An 18,202-nucleotide genomic window follows, 5' to 3' on the forward strand; every position below is an offset into this window, starting at 1 on the left:
CAGGGCCCTTCGAAGGGGCGAGATCTCCTTCTTCCGGATGCCGGGGATCGGTCAGCTGCTCACGACCCAATCGAACTGGTCGCCGTACTTCTCCAGCCAGGCGTCGACGGCCTCCGCCTCCCGGCCCTCGCCGTACTCGTTGACCACGAGGTCTTCCAGCGAACCGTACTGCTCGTCGTCGAGCGTGATCTGCTCGATGAGGTCGGCGGCCTCGGGGAACTCCGCCGCGAAGCCCTTGGTGCCGAGGAAGTGCAGGCCCTCAGCGGCCCCCATCGCGCCCTTCGGGTCTTCGAGGTCCTTCACGGGGAAGGCGTCGTTGGCCCAGAACGGCCGCCACAGCGTGACGACGATGTCCTCCTGCTTGTCGGTCGCCGACTTCAGCTCGGTGAGCATCGCCGCCGTCGACGAGGTGACGAGCTCGTACTGGCTGTCGAGGCCGTACGCGGGCAGCATCTTCTGGGTCTGCGCCGTGAGGCCAGCACCCGGCTCGATGCCGTAGATCTTGCCGCCGAGGTCGGCGCCCGCGAGGTCTTCGATGGAGGTGAGCTCCGAGTATTCCGGCACCGCGATCGTGAGCCGGGCGTTGTCGTAGTACGTGCCGAGGTCTTCGATCGAATCGCCGTAGGTCTTCATGTACTCCGCGTGCGTGACCTCCGGCCAGGCCGACGGGAACAGGTCGACGTCGCCCTGGGCGAGCCCGGTGTACAGCGGGGCCGCCTCGGTGAGCGTCTTCAGCTCGACGTCGTAGCCGATCTTCTCGAGCTGGTCCTGCAGCAGGTACGCGGTGCTGAGCCCGTCGGTCCAGGAGGGGAGGAAGCCGAGCGTGATCGTGCCCTTGTCGCCCCCGCCGCCGGCGTTTCCGCTGCCGCCGCCGAGCTCGATGGTGCCTCCGGCGCCGTCGCTCGCGCAGCCGGACAGAGCGAGGGCTCCCGCGGCGCCGATCGCCGCGATGGTCATGATCCTGCGCTTACGCATTCTGGAGCTCCTTCTCTTCGACGGGCGTCTCGATGTCGGGTGCCGCCACGGCGGTCGCGCTGGTCTGGTGCTGCACGCGACGACGGCGGATCACCGCGAGCAGGGATGCCGGGTTCTGCCCCAGCGTTCCGAGCGCGGCGGTGACGCGGTCGAGGAACACGGCGATCAGCACCACGCCGAGTCCGGCCTCCACGCCCTTGGCGATGTTCACGGTCGAGATGGCTTCGACGACCATCTTCCCGAGGCCGTCGGCGCCCGCCATCCCGGCGATGACCGCCATGGAGAGCGCGAGCATGATGACCTGGTTGATGCCGGCGAGGATCGTCGGCATGGCCAGCGGCAACTGGATACCGCGCAGGATCTGCCCGGGCTTCGCGCCGAAGGCCTGGCCGGCCTCGACGGTCTCGGAGTCGACGCCGCGGATGCCGAGCTCGGTCAGGCGCACGCCGGGGGGCAGCGCGAAGATGACGGTCGCGACGAGTCCGGGCACGACGCCGATGCTGAAGAACACGATCGCAGGGATCAGGTACACGAACGCGGGCATCGTCTGCATGAAGTCGAGCACGGGCTTGAGCACGGCGCGGACCGTGGCGTTGCGCGCCGACCAGATGCCCAGCGGCACGGCGATGAGCACGGCGATCACGGCGGCCACGAGCACGAGGGCGAGCGTCTGCATCGCCGGCACCCACAGGCCCATCGCGACGATCAGCGTGAACGACACGACCGTGCCGATGGCCAGCTGCCACGAGCGCACCAGCCACGCGATGAGCGCGGCGATGGCGATCACGACGAAGAAGTACGGCAGCAGCAGGAGCGAGGTGAGTCCGTCGACGAGGAACGTCACGACGAACGAGATCACGTCGAGCAGGCCGTCGAGGTTGTCCTTGATCCAGGCGACGCCGGATTCGACCCAGGTTCCGATGGGGATGCGGAAGCCGTCCATCAGCGCACCTCCTCCGCGGTCGGAGCCGCCGGGAGGGGCTCGGCCGTCCACCCGTCGTCGAGCACGGCATCGATCTCGGCCTGCGGCATCGGCATCAGCGGGAGGATGATCTCCTCGGTCGCACCGGGTCCGGGGCCGAGCGCGGCGAGCAGCGTCACACGCGGGATCACTCCGGCGAGGCGCCCGTCGGCGTCGACCACGGCAAGGGGCAGCGGCGACTCGACGGCGGGCACGAACAGGTTCATCAGCACCTCGTCCTCGCGCACACTCTGCAGCACGGGCTTGATGACCGAGTCGAGTGTCGCGGTGCCCTTGCGCACGAGCTTCACGGCATCGCGGTCGGTGACCACGCCGACGAGCTGCCGGTCCTTGCCGACCACGTAGGTCGCCGACATGTAGGCGTCGCGCATCTGACGCAGTGCGGTGCGAGGGCCGGCGGTCTCCGCGACGACGGGCCGCGGGCGCTCCATCACATTCGCCGCGGTGAGCACACGGGCGCGGTCGACGTCCTGCACGAACTGCTCGACGTAGTCGTTGGCCGGGTCCATCAGGATGTCCTCCGGCGTGCCGATCTGCACGATGCGGCCGTCGCGCATCACGGCGATCCGGTCACCGAGGAACATCGCCTCGTTGAGGTCGTGCGTGATGAACACGATCGTCTTCTGCAGCTTCTGCTGCAGTTCCAGCAGCTGCTCCTGCATCTCGCGACGGATCAGCGGGTCGAGGGCGCTGAACGCCTCGTCCATGAGCAGGATGTCGCTGTCGGCGGCGAGTGCACGGGCGATTCCCACGCGCTGCTGCATGCCACCCGAGAGCTCGGAGGGGAGCTTGTCGCCCTGACCTTCGAGGCCGACGAGCGACAGGATCTCCTCGGCCTTCGCGAGGCGCTCCGCCTTGGGCGTGCCCTTCAGCTCGAGCGGGTAGGCGACGTTCGCGGCAACCGTGCGGTGCGGCAGCAGCGCGAAGTGCTGGAACACCATCGAGATGCGGTCGCGACGGATCTCGCGGAGCTTCGACGACGGGACGCCGGTGATGGGGTCGCCGCTCACGGTGACGGTGCCGTCGGTCACGTCGTGCAGCCCGTTGAGCATGCGGATGATGGTGGACTTTCCTGAACCGGACAGGCCCATGATGACGAAGATCTCACCGCGGTTGACGGTGAAGCTGGCGTCGATGACCGCGGCGGTGCCGGCATCCGCGACGGCGGCTCGGCTCTCACCGGCCTTCAGACGGCGGATGGCGGCGTTCGGATTCTTACCGAAAACCTTGTACAGATGGCGCGCTTCAAGAGCGATTTCGGACACGTTTCCCCCGCGGCTCGCCTCGGGTGGCTGAGCCTGCTTCGGTTACGTCCGGGTGATTCTCACGTGGCCGTTCGACATGAGTTGCTGTGGCGGCACGGACGGCGGATTTCGGATCCACCGCAGAGAGGATCGACCGTACGCCCACGCCTCTTCGCAGCACAGCTCATCGAAAGAAGGACGTGGCCGCGGACTGGTCTTCGGGCCGTCAGGCCCACGTTCCAACGTAACGAAATGGCCGATCAGGGGCAAATCCTGCGCTCGCGGCATGCCCGGGTTTCGTCGGCTGACCGGGGGATTGCACAGGTAATCAACAGGTGCTCCGCGGGCGGTTCGCCGGGCCGGAATCGCGTGCTCAGGAGCTCTGGATACTGCGGGTCACGGTGAACTTCGGCGTGCGTCGGAGCTGCTCCGTCGTGCCGATCAGACGCGTGAGCTCGGGGCGATAGCCGAGAGCGGAGTTGTAGACCGTGAAGAGTTCGCCGCCGGGCCGGAGCACGCGTGCGGCGGCCTCGAACAGGCGGGTCGCGGCCCCCGTGTGGACGCTCGCGCCGAGGTGGAACGGCGGGTTCAGCAGCACCACGTCGAAGGAGGCATCCGGAAGCGCCGAGCCCGCATCATCGTGCGTGACTGTGACCCGGTCGGCGACGCCGTTCGCGACCGCCGTCGCACGGGCGGAGGCCACCGCCGCGGCCGAGCGGTCGGTGGCGGTGACGACGTCGCGCGGGTGAGCGAGCGCCCACGACACGGCGAGCGCCCCGGTGCCGCAGCCGAGGTCGAGCACACGGCGCGACTCCGTGCTGTTCACAACTCCGGAAGAATCCCCGCTCGGCGCCCGATTCGGGCCCGATCCGCCGTCGATCGGCCCGCTCTTGAGGAGTTGTGAACCGTGGAGGTCGAGCACATCGAGCAGCACCCGCGTGCCGATGTCGAGGCGAGCGCCGGCGAACGCCGCGCCGTGGGCCACGAGCGTCAGCCCGTCGTGCCGCGCGGTCACCGGGTACGGCGGTTCCGCGGGGACCGGACTCGGCTCCGTCGCCACGATCAGCCGCGATTTCCGCTCCGCACGCTGCGCCTGCACGTGCGCGAAGCTCCGCCCGAGCACCTCGTTCTGGGTGAGGGTCATGTGCTTGACCCGACCGCCGGCGATGAGCTGCACGTCGGGTGCGGCCCAGCGGGCCACGGCGTCCGCGATCTCTTCGAGCTCGGCGAGTGCCTTGGGCAGTTGAAGAAGCACGAGTCGCGCACCGGAGAGCAGCGTCGGATCGAGCTCGTGTGACGCGAAGCCGGTGAGACCGAGGTCGTCGGCGTTGCGCTGCAGGGCACGGCGGCCGGTGGCGAGGTCCTGGTGCACACGGACACCGCCGCGGCCGGCGCCGACCAGCGCCAGAGTGATCGCGCCGTACTCGTCGCCGATCACGACCGTCTCCGCCCCGGGGATGTCGAGCCCGAGCGCCCGCTCCACGAGCAGCAGATCGGTCGCGTCATACGCCTGGAGGTTGTCCGCCTCGACGTCGGGCCACCGGCGCAGGCGACTGTAGGGGAACTCCGGCACCAGCCCACTGTACGCGGGCGTCGTAAGGATTCTGCATGGGTTGTTTTCGCCCGATTCACAAGATTGTGAATCGGGCGTACGCTCCCGCGCATGACCACCGTCATCTTGACCCAGAACCTCAGTAAGCACTACGGCCACGTGCACGCGCTCGACGGCCTTGACCTGACCGTCGAGCAGGGCCAGGTGCACGGCTTCCTCGGCCCGAACGGCGCGGGAAAGTCGACCACGATCCGCATCCTGCTCGGCCTCGCGCGACGCACCGCCGGGGAGGCGACCGTGTTCGGCGAAGACCCTTGGAACCGCGCGGTCGACCTGCATCGGCGCATTGCGTACGTTCCGGGCGACGTGAGCGTGTGGCCCAACCTGTCCGGCGGTGAGGCCATCGACCTGCTCGCCCGCCTGCGCGGTGCCCACACGAAGGATGCGGCGTATCAGCACGAGAAGAAGCGGCTGATGGACGCCTTCCAGTTCGACCCGCGCAAGAAGGGTCGCGCGTACTCCAAGGGCAACCGGCAGAAGGTGGCGCTGATCGCGGCGTTCGCCGTGCCCGCCGACCTCTACATCCTCGACGAGCCCACCAGCGGACTCGATCCGCTGATGGCGGTCATCTTCCAGCGCGAGGTCGCACGCGCCCACGCCAACGGTGCCACGGTGCTGCTGTCGAGCCACATCATGAGCGAGGTCGAGCAGCTGTGTGATCGAGTGTCGATCATCCGCGCCGGCCGTGTGGTCGAGACCGGCACGCTGCAGGAACTGCGCCACCTCACCCGCAGCGACGTGTCGTTCACGCCCGCCGGCGCCACGCTCGAGCAGGTCGCGCGCATCCCCGACGTGCATGATCCGTCCGCGCAGGGCGACCGCATCCGCCTCGCCGTCGACAGCGACCGCACCGCCACCGTGCTGCCCGCACTCGCCGCTCTCGGCATCAGCGACCTGCGCGTGGCACCGCCCTCGCTCGAGGAGCTGTTCCTGCGTCACTACGGCGACGACCTCGCGACCCTCGAAGCAGCCGAGGACGGCGGCTCGGACGACGCCGCTCCCGGTAGCCGCCGCGCACGCCGCGCGCAGAAGGAGAGTGCGTGATGAGCACCTTCGGCGTGCTGCTGCGGCAGCGCATCCGTCGTGACTGGCTGCAGCTGACACTGTGGATCGTCGGCACGGCGCTCATGGCGTTCGCGGGATATGCCGGCGTCAGCCAGTCGTATTCGACGCTCGCCGACCGGCAGAACATCCTCGCCGCAGCCCTCGCCAATCCGGTGATCCTGATGTTCCGCGGGCTGCCCTCCGGCACGTCCGAGGGAGCCTTCCTGGCCTTCGAGGTGCTGCCGTGGCTGGCGTTCCTCGCCGCGCTGATGAGCTGCTTCCTCGCCGTGCGGCACACCCGCGGCGACGAGGAAGCGGGCCGCGCGGAGCTCGTCTGGGCCACCCCGGCCGGACGCCGCCTGCCCACCATCGCCACGATCGTGCACGGGCTCCTGGCGAACATCGTGCTCGCCATCCTCACGACGCTCGCGCTGATCGGCACCGGGCTCCCGGCCGCGGGCTCGCTGCTGGCGGGCACGGCCGCAGCATCCTGCGGCATTGCGTTCCTCGGGATCGGGCTGCTCGCCGCACAGCTCATGCGCACATCCCGCGGTGCGAACTCCCTGACGGTGTGGGTGCTCGTGGCGACGTTCCTGATCCGCGGCATCGGCAACGCCGCCGGCACCCCGAGCGACGACCTGTCGAGCATGACGAGCGCCTGGCCCGCGTGGCTGTCGCCGTTCGGGTGGGCGGAGCAGACGCGCCCGTACGACACCGATCTCGTGTGGCCGATGCTGCTCGGGGTCGGTTTCGGACTCGTGCTCGCGGTGGCCTCGGTCGCACTGCAGTCCCTCCGCGACATCGATGCGAGCTTCGTGGCCGAGCGTCCGGGGCGGGTGTCGGCACGGCCCTCGCTCGCCTCGCCGCACGCGCTGGTCTGGCGTCTCACCTCGGGCTCGATCGTGGGCTGGGCGGTCGGTGGCGCGATCACCGGCATTCTCGCCACGACGCTGAGCGGCCTGGTCGATCAGATCTCGGGCGAGAATCCGGCCGTCGCCGACATCCTGAAGAAGATCGGCGGTGCGACCGGCGGACTGGAGGAGGTCGTGGTGACGGTGTTCTTCACGCTGCTCGGCATCCTGGCGGCCTGCTGCGCGGTGCAGACGGTCGTGCGGGCCCGCCAGGAGGAGGCGCGCGGCACCGCGGAGGCCGTGCTCGCGACGCCGATCGGTCGCGTGCGCTGGCTGGCGGACTTCGTGATCGTCGGGATCGTCGCCGTCGTGATCGTGGTGGCCGCGGCGATGCTCGCCGGATGGGCCGGCATCTGGTCGAACGGCGGAGACGGCTCGCTGTACCGCATCGTCGCCGTCGCCGGCCTCGGCCAGGCGGTGGCGGGCGCGATCTTCGCCGTGCTCACGGCCCTGGTGTTCGTGCTGCTGCCGCGGGCGACGACCGCGGTGGCGTGGAGCCTCGTGCTGCTGGCCGCGCTGCTGGGCATGTTCGGCCCGCTGTTCGGACTGCCGGAGTGGAGCGCGAACCTCTCGCCGTTCGCCGTGACCCCGGTCGTCGACGGCACCGGTGTGGATGTGCGCGGGCTGTGGTGGCTCGTGCTCGTCCTGGCCGCCGGAGGAGCGGCGGCTCTGACCCTGATGCGACGCCGCGAGCTCGCTCCCGGCGCCTAGGAGATCCGATGCCCGACGACAGTACCGACGACCTCGACCCCGCCGCGCATCGCGGGGTCGAGCCCGCCGAACAGGCCGCGGCGATGATGACGGCGGCCGGAATGGCCCGCATGCCGGCGCGCGTGATGATGGCACTGGTCGCCGCGCCCGAGGGTGGGTACACGGCCGCGCAGCTCGGCGAACGGCTCGGGGTCTCCGCCGCCGCCGTGTCCGGAGCAGTGCGGTACCTGCAGCAGCTGCACTTCATCCAGCGCCGCTCCCGCCCGGGCGACCGACGCGACCGCTACGAGTTCGTGCACGATCCGTTCTACAGCTCGATCGTCGGGAACCTGCCGGTCTACTCGCGGCTGTCGGAGTACATCGACGACATCGCCGCCGAGCACACCGAGGATCAGGGCGCCCACGATCGTGCGGTCGAGCTCGCCGAGTTCTTCCGGTTCCTCTCCACCCGCATGCTGCAGATCGTCGAGGACTGGCGCGACCTGCGCCGCTGACCGCCCGAACGAACTTCGCCGGCGGGGGTTGCGCGACTCCAGGTTGTGTGGTTACTTAGTCAGGTAACTAACCCACCAACCACGCGGAGGACTCGTGATCGAAGAAGGCAAGCCGCTCTTCCTCCAGATCGCCGAGCAGATCGAGGACTCGATCGTCGACGGCTCGTTGGCCGAGGAGGCACAGGCTCCTTCCACCAATGAACTCGCCGCGTTCTACCGGATCAACCCCGCCACCGCAGCCAAGGGAGTCGCCATGCTCACCGACAAGGGAGTGCTGTACAAGCGCCGCGGAATCGGCATGTTCGTCGCGGACGGCGCCCGAGAGGTGCTCCTCGGCGAGCGCCGCTCCGCCTTCGCCGACCGCTACATCGACCCGCTCCTCGCCGAGGCCCGCACGCTCGGGCTCGACGCCGACGACCTCGCGGCCCTGCTCCGGCAGCGCGCCGCCCTGACCACCGACGTAGAAGGGAAGAACCCCGCATGACCGCCGTCATCGAGGTGCAGAACCTCACCAAGCGCTACAAGGAGAAGAGGGCACTCGACGACGTGTCGCTCTCTCTCGAAGGGGGCGCGATCTACGGCCTCCTCGGCCGCAACGGCGCCGGCAAGACGACACTCATGTCGATCCTCACCGCGCAGAACTTCGAGACCTCCGGCACCGTGAAGGTGTTCGGCGAGCACCCCTATGAGAACGCCCGCGTGCTGGGCCGGATCTGCTTCGTCCGGGAGAGCCAGAAGTACCCGGACGACGCCTACCCGCGGCACGCCTTCAAGGCCGCGAGCCTGTTCTTTCCGCACTGGGACCAGGCTCTCGCCGACGAGCTCATCGCCGACTTCCAGTTGCCGATGAAGCAGACCATCAAGAAGCTCTCGCGCGGTCAGCTCTCCGCCGTCGGCGTGATCATCGGACTCGCCTCGCGCGCCGAGATCACGTTCTTCGACGAGCCCTACCTCGGCCTCGACGCGGTCGCCCGGCAGATCTTCTACGACCGTCTGGTCGAGGACTACGCCGAGCACCCGCGCACCGTCATCCTGTCGTCGCACCTCATCGATGAGGTCGCGAACCTCATCGAGAAGGTCATCGTGATCGACAACGGCACGATCCTCCTGAACGAGGACACGGATGCCGTACGCGACCGTGCCGTGACCGTCGTGGGCGATGCCGCCAAGGTCGACGCCTGGGCGTCCGACCGCGAGATCCTGCACCGCGAGACGCTCGGGCGCGTGGCATCGGTCACCGCGCTCGGCGCCCTGTCGGCGGCGGAGCGCGCCGAGGTGACGGCGGCCGGCCTCGACCTCGCGCCCGTGTCGCTGCAGCAGCTGGTCGTGCGGCTCACCCAGAAGGCCGAGGCCGACTCCGCCACGAGAGACGCCGACACGAAAGAGGAGGTCCGCTGATGCGTCGCACACTGAACGTGATCCGCCTGCAGCTGATCAACCGGCAGACCTTCATCTGGGTGCCGTTGATCATCCTCGGCGGCGCGACCCTGATCTCGGTGCTCATCTACGCGATGATCCCGACCGACACCGCCAAGTACGGTGGCGGCGGCCAGGCGCCGCTCTGGTACTTCTTCGCCATCGGCATCTCGGCGATGACACTCACCTTCCCCTTCTCGCAGGCGATGAGCGTCACGCGTCGGGAGTTCTTCCTCGGCACGATGCTGACCGCCGTGCTCGCCAGCACGCTGATGGGCATCCTGTTCCTCATCGGCGGCGGGATCGAGGTGGCCACGAACGGGTACGGCGTGAACGGATGGGTGTTCTACCTCCCGTGGCTGTGGGAGGCGGGACCGCTCGGGGCCTTCGTGGTCTACTTCACCCTCGCGCTGTTCTTCTTCGTGGTCGGCTTCACGGGCGCCACGATCTACAAGAGCTGGGGGCTGACGGTGCTCACGATCTCGTGGATCGCGCTCGCGCTGCTGCTCGTCGGACTCGTGTTCCTGGTGACGAAGCTCGAGCTGTGGGCGCAGGTGTGGACGGGAGTCGTCGACCTCGGTGCGCTCGGGCTCGCACTCTGGGGGCTCGTGGCGACCCTGGTGCTCACGGGCGTCTCGTTCCTCGCGTTCCGCCGCGCGATTCCGTAGCGGCCGCACCTCGCGATGCCGGTCGCCCTTCGGGGCGGCCGGCATCGTCGCGTCAGATGGTGTCGTCGGCGGCGATGATGTCCATCTGCCAGTAGCGACCGTCCGGGTCGGTGCCGTCGTGGGCGTCATCCGCAGCGGAGAGCACATCGGTGATCTTCACCATCACCTCGTCGAACTCGGCCTCGGTGAGCCGGATCGTGCGCTGTGTGAACGCGGCGTGCACCTCCGCGGTACGGCCGGCGACGTACTCGGGGGTCCAGGCGACGACCCGTCGCACCAGATCCTGATGGTCTTCGACCAGTGCCGCGACCACGGCGACGCCGAGCGCCTCGTCGGCGACGGGACTCTCCGGCCCGCCGACGTTGAGCGCTCCCTTGCGGCCGGTCCACACACGATCGCGCCGGTCGCGCGCCTTGTCCGGCGCCTCCTCGATGAGCCCCGCTTCGGCGAGCGCGCGCAAGTGGAAGCTGACGCTGTTGGCGGGAACGCCGATCTCGGCGGCGATGTCGGCTGCGCGGAGGAACTCACGGCGTGCGATGAGCCGGATGATCTGGCGTCGCAGGGGGTGGGAGTAGGCCTTGAGCATGGCGGAGGTCATCCACACGGGATCGTCGTTCGCGCTCGTCTTCGCTTCCTCCGTCATGAGCCGATCCTACTCGCACCGGATATTGCGCAAGCACTTGCGCAATAGTTCTTGCGGATCTATTCTCGACGCATGACCACCGTGACCGAGCCGCATCGCCTGTGGCGCAACACCCGCTACCTCACGTGGCTGGTGAGCGACACCAGCAAGGGCCTCGCCGGAGCCCTCTCCAACTTCGCGATCCCGCTGCTCGCGCTCATCGTCACGAACGACCCCGCACAGGCCGGCATCATCGGCGGCGCCGGAATGGTCGCGCGCCTGCTGATGACCCTCGCCGGCGGGATCTTCGCCGACCGCCACCGCCGCATCGCCCTGATGCTCCTCGGCTCGTTGATCGGGATCGTGCTCGCCGGCGGCTTCACGATCCTCGCGCTCGGCGATGCCCTCACCTTCGGCACGCTGCTCGTCGCCGATGTGCTGATCGCCGCACGGAGCGGCCTCTTCGACGTCGCGGGCGAGAGCGCGATCAAGGAGATCGTCCCCGACGACGCCATGGGCCGCGCCCAGGCCGCGAACCAGGGAAGGGACGCCGCGCTCCAGCTCGCCGGCGGACCACTCGGCGGATTCCTGCTCGGCGTCGGCGGCTGGCTGGTCGGCGTCGCGATGACGGTCTGCCATGCGGTCGCGGCCGTGACGGCATGGATGCTCGGACGTCAGACCCGCCGAGCCGGAGTGATCGACACGGGTGCCGCCGAGGACGACGCCACGGAAGACGCCGCGAAGCCGAACGCCTGGGCCGAGCTGCGCGAAGGGTTCGGCTGGCTGCTGTCCCGTCCCGACCTCGGCGGCGTGCTGCTCATCACCACCATCATCAACCTGGGCTTCAACGCCGCGATCACGACCGTCATCTACGCCCTGCAGCAGGCCGGCTACTCCGAGTTGCTGATCGGCACCCTGAGCGCGTCGCTCGGAGCCGTGATGCTCGTCGGCGCCGTGTTCGCCCCGCTGCTCGTCCCGCGCATCCGCGCCGGGATCCTGATGATCGCCGGGCTGTCGGTCGCAACGGTCGGCGCGATCGCGCTGTCGATGGTGACCGACCCGTGGTCGATCGGCGCGGTGCTCGGGGCCTGCGTCCTCCTGCTGCCCGCCCTGAACGCGAGCATGATGGGCTACTTCATGGTCGCGACCCCCACCCACCTGCTCGGTCGCGCCAACAGCGCCGCCGGCGTGCTCGGCATGGGCGCCATGCCGCTCGCACCGCTCATCGCCGGGTTCGGACTCGCCTGGATCGGGCGGGAGTGGACCATCCTGTTCTGCGCCGCGCTCTGCCTCGTGGCAGTGGTGCTGGCTGTGACCAACCGCGCCCTGCGAGCACTGCCGGTCGAGTCGCGCTGGGCCGCGCACGCCCGTCAGTACGAGGCGGCCTGAACCTTCCGACGCGGGTTACAGGGCGCCGGTGAGTGCGGCGATGCCGGCCAGAGCCGATACCAACGCGATCACGAGGGCGATCGCGATCAGCACGGCGTGCACCGTGAGGAACTTCGTGGGCTTGCCGTTCTCGTCGCGGGCACGCGGGTCGTTCGCGACGCGCTTGTAGAACTGCGGCCAGACGAGCACGTTGAAGGCGGCGTTGAGGAAGAGGAGCACGGCGAGGACGATCACCCCTCAACGGTATCGATCATCCGGACCCGAACTTCGCAGAACAGTAGGAACTTCGCAGGGATCCCGACAGGCTCTGCGAAGTTCGGGTCGTTCTGCGAAGGTTCGCGACCACGGAGTCGACCGCGGACATGTATCAGGAAGCTCTTGCCGTGCTCCTGGTAGGTGTGATCACAATGGGCTTCATGATCGACGGTGCACCCGGCGCTGCTCTCGATCCTGCCTCGGACGACGGGCGTGCACGCTGGGAGCGTGCCGCGGACCTCTTCGACGCATGGCGCGAGGGCGACAGTCGCGCCATGGACGAACTGGTCCGGCTGATGACCCCCGTGCTCTGGCACGTGGTGCGCGCGTACGGGTTGGAGCGCACGCTCGCCGAAGACGTCGTGCAGACCACCTGGCTGCAGCTGGTGCGCGGCCACGGATCCATCAGTGATCCGCGGGCCGTCTCGGCATGGCTCACCACCACCGCACGCCGCGAAGCGTGGAAGGTCGCGAAGGCCCACGGCCGGGTCGACACGACCGACGTCGACGACCTCGACCTCCTGCTCCCCGAGCAGGCATCGGCGGAGGAGCACGCGGCGCTCGGCGACGAGAACCGCCGTCTCTGGATGGCGGTCCGACGACTGACCGAGCGCTGCCAGAAGCTGCTTCGCGTGATCGCGTTCGAGGACCGCCCCGACTACGCCCGGCTCGCCGTCGACCTGGCGATGCCCATCGGCAGCATCGGCCCCACCCGGAACCGCTGCCTGACGAAACTGCGCGCCCTCCTGGACGCGCCACCGACCGCGCAGGCAGGAGGACTGGCATGACCGAGCACGATGACGCCCAGCTGTTCGCCCGGCTCCGCACGCTCTGGAGCGAGGTCGACCCGATGCCGGCCGGGCTGATCGACCGGATGGTCGCCGCGGTCGCCACCGACGGACTGAACCGCGAGTACGCACTGCTCACCCTCGTCGAAGGACAGCTCGGTGCGGTGCGGGGCGAGGCGGATGCGCTCACCCTGCAGTTCAGCGACGGCACCACGAGCATCCTGCTGCACGTGACGAGCACCGCCTCCGGCCGCCGCCGCGTCGACGGGTGGGCCGACACGGCCGCCGCCGAGATCGTGCTGACGCAGGGCGAGAAGATCCGGTCGACCTCCCCCGAGGAGACCGGACGCTTCGTGTTCGACGACGTGCCACCGGGTCTGACCCGGGTGCGTCTGGAGACCACCATCGGGGGCGAGACGCGCACGCTGTCGACCCCGCAGTTCGAGCTGTGACCGCGGGCGCCGCCCGTCGATGAGGCCGCGGGGCGACCCGCAGGGAGAGGATGAGCATGGATCAGCCCAAGGGATGGAGCTGGCAGGACCGCGCGGAAGGATCGATCCGCCGAGGCACAGCGCTCGATCCGAGCACGGAGCCCGTGGACGGCATCCGCGCATTCCCCACGGCGTACCTGCCCGAGCGGCTGCTGATCACGCGGGCACTCGGCGACGAGGAGGCCTATGACCGGGAGGTGCGGACGCTGCGTGACGCGGCGGACACCTTCGGCTGGCAGCTCGAGATCGAGGATCCGGACCGGGAGGCGGCGAACGGGGAGCTGGTCCCCGGTGTTCCCGGGTTCCTGCGCGCGCGACTGCGCACGCCCGACGAACCCGTCCGCGGCGAATCGCCCGTCGCTCCGGATGCCTGGCGCGTGCTGCAGCGGGCGCGGCGGATGTCGCGGTCGACCATGCCGCGCACGAGCCTCGACCACGTGCTGTCGATCGACCCGGTCGGGCTCAATCCGTTCACGCGGACCAACCCCTTCACGCGAACCAACCCGTTCACGCGTACCAACCCGGTGCGCGGGGCGGGCGGGGCCGGAGGCAGCGACGACTACCTCGAGCCGGGGCGCGGCGCGCGGCAGCCGGTGACCTGGCTCGGCCCGGCACCTGTGCGGGGCCCGGCACCCAAGCGCGGGCGCCGCCCGGTGGTCGCGGTGCTCGACACCGGATGCGGGGAGCACTCCTGGCTGCCGGCCGATGTCGTCACCCGGAAGATCGACCTGGACGGCGTGCCGGTGGGGCTCACGGACGACGCTGATCCGGAGCGCTACCCCGACCTGTACGGACAGCTCGACGGAGAGATCGACGCGGTCGCCGGGCACGGCACGTTCATCGCGGGACTCATCCGGCAAGCCGCCCCGGACGCGGACATCCTGTCGATCCGGGTGGCCGGGGCGCTCGGCGTCGTCGATGAGAGCACGCTGCTGGAGACCGTGGCGCAGGTCGTCACTCTGCTCAGCCGCCACCGCGAGAACCCGAAGACGGGCTTCCCGATCGACGTGCTCAACCTGTCGCTGAGCTACTACCACGAGACACCGACCGACGGATTGTTCAGCCTGACACTGTTCCAGCTGCTCGCGAAGGCACGCGAACTCGGCTGCGTCGTGGTGTGCTCGGCAGGCAACGACGCGATCGATCGCCCCTCGTTCCCGGCGTCGCTGTGGCCGTGGCCCGGTGCCGACAACGGCATCCGTCCCGACAAGGACGCACCGCTCGTGTCGGTCGGGGCGTTGAACCCGTCGGCACAGTCCGTCGCACTGTTCTCGAACATCGGCCCGTGGGTGCAGGCGTACGCACCGGGGGCCGCCGTGATCAGCACCTCTCCCGCGTTCGTCGGCGGCACGCAGGCGGTGACGAGGGCGGATGTCGACGGCCTGCGCCGCGAGACGATCGACCCCGACGACTATCGCGGCGGCTTCGCGATCTGGAGCGGCACCTCGTTCGCGGCACCGTACGTGGCCGCACGCGTGGCCGCGCAGCTCGGCAGCGTGCCGATCGGCGGTGTCAGTCCCGGCGCGGCGACGAAGGCGGTCGCCGCGGTTCTGAAGACGCTGCCGGCGCCCGTCGACCCGACCTGACCGACCCCCGGGACGGACCGCCCGTACCGATGCGGGCGGCCCGTCCTGGGAGCACGTCCCCCGTCCCCCGGGCTGGGGCACTTGTCGGGATCCCGCCGTCCCGGCCGGGGCACCTGTCGGAACCCCGTCGCCCGGGTCGGGACACCTGTCGGACGGATGCACGGGTGTCGGACGGATCCACGGCGTGTCCCCCGACACCCGCGCAACCTCCCGACATCCGCACGACACCCCCGTGCAATCGCCCGACATCCGGACAACACCCCGGTGCGGACTCCCGACATCCGCACGACACCTGCGTCCCGCGCTCTTCCGTGGAGCGCCGCCGCACGGCATCCTGGAGGGATGCCCCTGTCCGCGATCGAGCTGCACCGGCGCGGCGTCGAAGCCGCGAACGCGCGACGGTTCACGCAGGCCCGCCGTGCGCTCGACTCCGCCTCCGCCCGCACCGACGACCCCGACCTGCGGGCGCGCATCGACGGCACGACCGCCTACGTCCTGGCCCAGACCGGGGAGCCGGCATCCGCCGAAGAGCTGTGCCGTCACGCGCTCGGCCGGAGCGGTCTGCGCGCCGAGACGGTCGCGCTGCTCAGCGGCCAGCTCGGCACTCTGCTGATGCACGGCGGACGGCTGGATGAGGCCGAGACCGCGCTCACCCGTGCGATCGACACGCTCACCGCGATCGGCGAGGAGTCCACCGAGCTCGCGAACTGCCTGATGAACCGTTCCGTCGTGCGGATGCAGCAGCGCGAGCTCGACACCTGCATCGAAGACCTGCGGCGCGCGGCCGCCGTGTACGAGGCGAACGACGATGAGGAGCCGCTCGCCGAGGCGCGGCACAACCTCGGCTACGCAGCACTGCTCGGCGGCGACCTCGTCACGGCGTTGACGCAGATGACCCAGTCCCGACCGAGACTCGCGGCCATCAGCGACCTGGCGGCGGCGATCAGCGACCTCGACCGCGCCGAGGTGCTTCGCGACGCCGGGCTCACGACCGAGGCCGAGGCCCTGCTCGGACAGGTCGCGGTGCAGTTCGGTGCCCAGCGGATGCGGCAGGCGCGCGGCGAGGCGGAGTTCCATCTCGCCCGTTCGCTGCTGCGGCATGATCCGGCCGCCGCCGAGCGGGCCGCCAGCACGGCCGCCCGGCGCTTCGCCGCACTCGCGAACGACGGGTGGGCCGCACGTGCGGATGCCGTGCGGTTGGAGGCTCGGCAACGTGCCCGCCCGCACCGCCCGATCGACGCGTCGGCGTTCGACCGCACGGCGAAGGCGCTCGATCGTGCCGGTTTCCGCACCGAGGCGACGGGGCTGCGCCTGAGTGCCCGGCGCGACGGACGCGGGCGATTGCCGAGACTCGACGACACCGCGCCGACGCCCCTCCGCCTGCGTGCGCACGAGGTGCGGGCAGCACGAGCAGCGGATGCCGGACGCGACCGCGACGCCCTTCGCGCCGCCGCCGACGGCCTCGACCTGCTCACCACCTGGCAGCAGTCGTTCGGCGCGCTCGACCTGCAGGCCTCGGTCGCGATGCACGGCAACGACCTGATGTTCGCCGGGCTCTCGGCGGCGGCCCGGCTGCGCGACCCCGCGACGCTGTTCGAGTGGTCCGAGCGGGCGCGGCATCTCAGCCAGCAGGTCGCCCCGGTGCGGCCTCCGCACGATGAGTCGTTGGCCGTGGATCTGGCCGAGCTGCGGATGCTGCGCGCCGAACTCGCGGGCGCCGACTGGACGACCGACGCCCGGGTGCGTGCCCTGCGCGATCGGGTGCGTGAGCGGCAGTGGGCGTCGACGGGCTCCGGTGGCACTCGCGAGCGGCTCGGGCTCGCCGAGGCGACCGCCCTGCTCGACGCCGGAACCACGGTCCTGTCCTATGTGTTCACCGGCTCCGCCCTGCACGGCATCGTCGTGAGCGCGACGGGGGCCACGGTCGTCGACCTGTCGTGGCCGCGCGCGCAGGGCGCACTCGACGGCCTCCGTGCCGACCTCGACATGGCCGCCCTGACCCGCGGCGGGCTGATGGGCGCCGTCACGGAACGCGCGCTCCTCGCGCGGCTCGCCCTCCTCGACGCGGAGCTGCTGGAGCCCCTGCGCCGAGTCGCTCCCCACGCGGAGCGACTGGCGATCACCGTGCCTGGCGCCCTCGCCGGGGTGCCGTGGGCGATGCTGCCGGGCATGGCCGGGGTGCCGTTCACGGTCGCGACCTCGGTATCCCGTCTGCTGGCTGCGCCACCCCGCCCCGCCGCTCGTGCGGCGACGGTCGGCTTCGCGGCAGGCCCGCGCGTCGCCCGTGCCGGGGAAGAGGTGGAGCGCGCGGCGGCGGCCTGGCAGCGTTCGGGCCTGACACCGCGGACTCTCGAGGGCGCGCAGGCGACGGTGGCGGCGGTCACCGAGCTCGCGGCGACGACCGATGTGCTGCACATCGCCGCGCACGGCAGGCATGCGGTGGACAACCCGCTGTTCTCCGGATTCGAGCTCGACGACGGCATCCTGTTCGGCTACGACGTCGACCTGATCCCCCGTGTCCCGGCGACCGTCATCCTCTCGGCCTGCGAGCTGGGACGCTCGTCGGTGCGCTGGGGCGAGGAAGCGCTGGGGATGACCCGCGTCTGGCTGCACGCCGGGGCGGACTGCGTGATCGCGGCTCCCGTCGCGGTTCCCGATGATGTCGCCGGCGAGCTGCTGAGCGCCGTGCACACCGGACTCGCCGAGGGTGCTGCGCCCGCCGTCGCGCTCGCGAAGGCCGCCGTCGAGACCGGCCTCGGCGCGCCGTTCCAATGCCACGGCGACGGATTCTGAACTTTTTCTCCATTCGGTGTATCAGAACGGATACCGCCCGCTCCTGTTCTTCGGAAGGTGTCAGGCGAAGGGCCTCGAAGGGAGAGGCGCGAGGGAGGCGCAGTCGGATCTGGGGAATCACGCGCACTGGGGAGCGCGAGCACGACACGGACACCATCTGCTCGAGGGCGTCGCGGCACGCAGCCGCATCACTCTCAGAGGGCCTCGACGTTCTGGGGACG

At 70.2% G+C, this 18,202-nt stretch carries 17 protein-coding genes; 11 read left to right on the forward strand and 6 right to left on the reverse strand.

Annotation, left to right across the window (positions count from 1 at the left end; all coding sequences use genetic code 11):
• Positions 1-51: 51 nt before the first annotated feature.
• The 4 genes from WFM69_RS00500 to WFM69_RS00515 form a co-directional block, all read right to left on the reverse strand.
• The gene (locus WFM69_RS00500) at positions 52-975 is read right to left on the reverse strand and encodes a glycine betaine ABC transporter substrate-binding protein (RefSeq protein WP_337000576.1); all 924 of its coding nucleotides are present in this window, start codon (positions 973-975) and stop codon (positions 52-54) included.
• Complete coding sequence (locus tag WFM69_RS00505) at positions 968-1,918, reverse strand: ABC transporter permease (RefSeq protein ID WP_337000578.1); 951 nt, start codon at positions 1,916-1,918, stop codon at positions 968-970. Before WFM69_RS00505 ends, WFM69_RS00500 begins: the two co-directional genes overlap by 8 nt.
• Positions 1,918-3,222: a quaternary amine ABC transporter ATP-binding protein gene (locus WFM69_RS00510; RefSeq protein WP_337000580.1), complete on the reverse strand. Its 1,305-nt coding sequence runs from the start codon at positions 3,220-3,222 to the stop codon at positions 1,918-1,920. Before WFM69_RS00510 ends, WFM69_RS00505 begins: the two co-directional genes overlap by 1 nt.
• Before the next feature lie 352 nt (positions 3,223-3,574).
• Complete coding sequence (locus WFM69_RS00515) at positions 3,575-4,774, reverse strand: class I SAM-dependent methyltransferase (protein ID WP_337000582.1); 1,200 nt, start codon at positions 4,772-4,774, stop codon at positions 3,575-3,577.
• A gap of 90 nt (positions 4,775-4,864) precedes the next feature.
• On the opposite strand from WFM69_RS00515, the gene WFM69_RS00520 reads away from it, so the two are divergent.
• The 6 genes from WFM69_RS00520 (at position 4,865) to WFM69_RS00545 (ending at position 10,057) form a co-directional block, all read left to right on the forward strand.
• On the forward strand, positions 4,865-5,857 hold the full coding sequence (locus tag WFM69_RS00520) for an ABC transporter ATP-binding protein (RefSeq protein WP_337000584.1): 993 nt from the start codon (positions 4,865-4,867) through the stop codon (positions 5,855-5,857).
• Positions 5,857-7,479, forward strand: a complete 1,623-nt coding sequence (locus tag WFM69_RS00525) for an ABC transporter permease (protein ID WP_337000586.1) — start codon at positions 5,857-5,859, stop codon at positions 7,477-7,479. Before WFM69_RS00520 ends, WFM69_RS00525 begins: the two co-directional genes overlap by 1 nt.
• Positions 7,480-7,487: 8 nt before the next feature.
• Entirely contained in the window at positions 7,488-7,973 is a 486-nt protein-coding gene (locus tag WFM69_RS00530; RefSeq protein WP_337000588.1) for a GbsR/MarR family transcriptional regulator, read from the forward strand.
• A gap of 94 nt (positions 7,974-8,067) precedes the next feature.
• Complete coding sequence (locus WFM69_RS00535) at positions 8,068-8,457, forward strand: GntR family transcriptional regulator (RefSeq protein WP_337000590.1); 390 nt, start codon at positions 8,068-8,070, stop codon at positions 8,455-8,457.
• Positions 8,454-9,371 (forward strand): ABC transporter ATP-binding protein, encoded by a 918-nt coding sequence (locus tag WFM69_RS00540; RefSeq protein WP_337000592.1) that lies wholly within the window; start codon positions 8,454-8,456, stop codon positions 9,369-9,371. The genes WFM69_RS00535 and WFM69_RS00540 overlap by 4 nt, the downstream gene beginning before the upstream one ends.
• Positions 9,371-10,057: a hypothetical protein gene (locus tag WFM69_RS00545; protein ID WP_337000594.1), complete on the forward strand. Its 687-nt coding sequence runs from the start codon at positions 9,371-9,373 to the stop codon at positions 10,055-10,057. Before WFM69_RS00540 ends, WFM69_RS00545 begins: the two co-directional genes overlap by 1 nt.
• 52 nt (positions 10,058-10,109) lie before the next feature.
• Here the strand turns inward: WFM69_RS00545 and WFM69_RS00550 are convergent, their stop codons facing one another.
• On the reverse strand, positions 10,110-10,700 hold the full coding sequence (locus WFM69_RS00550; RefSeq protein ID WP_337000596.1) for an ArsR/SmtB family transcription factor: 591 nt from the start codon (positions 10,698-10,700) through the stop codon (positions 10,110-10,112).
• A gap of 72 nt (positions 10,701-10,772) precedes the next feature.
• Here WFM69_RS00550 and WFM69_RS00555 point away from each other — a divergent pair, with 72 nt between their 5' ends.
• A complete protein-coding gene (locus WFM69_RS00555; protein WP_337000598.1) occupies positions 10,773-12,068 on the forward strand; it encodes an MFS transporter in 1,296 nt (431 codons plus the stop codon).
• Between the two features lie 15 nt (positions 12,069-12,083).
• Here the strand turns inward: WFM69_RS00555 and WFM69_RS00560 are convergent, their stop codons facing one another.
• The gene (locus WFM69_RS00560) at positions 12,084-12,302 is read right to left on the reverse strand and encodes an SCO4848 family membrane protein (RefSeq protein WP_337000600.1); all 219 of its coding nucleotides are present in this window, start codon (positions 12,300-12,302) and stop codon (positions 12,084-12,086) included.
• Positions 12,303-12,484: 182 nt separating this feature from the next.
• Here WFM69_RS00560 and WFM69_RS00565 point away from each other — a divergent pair, with 182 nt between their 5' ends.
• The 4 genes from WFM69_RS00565 to WFM69_RS00580 all read left to right on the forward strand — a co-directional run bounded on the left by WFM69_RS00565 (position 12,485) and on the right by WFM69_RS00580 (position 17,981).
• Positions 12,485-13,111, forward strand: coding sequence for an RNA polymerase sigma factor (locus WFM69_RS00565; protein ID WP_337000602.1), 627 nt, complete (start codon positions 12,485-12,487; stop codon positions 13,109-13,111).
• Entirely contained in the window at positions 13,108-13,563 is a 456-nt protein-coding gene (locus WFM69_RS00570; protein WP_337000604.1) for a hypothetical protein, read from the forward strand. Before WFM69_RS00565 ends, WFM69_RS00570 begins: the two co-directional genes overlap by 4 nt.
• A 56-nt stretch (positions 13,564-13,619) precedes the next feature.
• A complete protein-coding gene (locus WFM69_RS00575; RefSeq protein WP_337000606.1) occupies positions 13,620-15,188 on the forward strand; it encodes a S8 family peptidase in 1,569 nt (522 codons plus the stop codon).
• 342 nt (positions 15,189-15,530) lie between these two features.
• Positions 15,531-17,981 (forward strand): CHAT domain-containing protein, encoded by a 2,451-nt coding sequence (locus tag WFM69_RS00580; RefSeq protein WP_337000608.1) that lies wholly within the window; start codon positions 15,531-15,533, stop codon positions 17,979-17,981.
• Positions 17,982-18,202 lie beyond the last annotated feature (221 nt).

Origin of the sequence: Microbacterium sp. LB12, from assembly GCF_037150835.1 — a bacterium.
Taxonomy (GTDB): domain Bacteria; phylum Actinomycetota; class Actinomycetes; order Actinomycetales; family Microbacteriaceae; genus Microbacterium.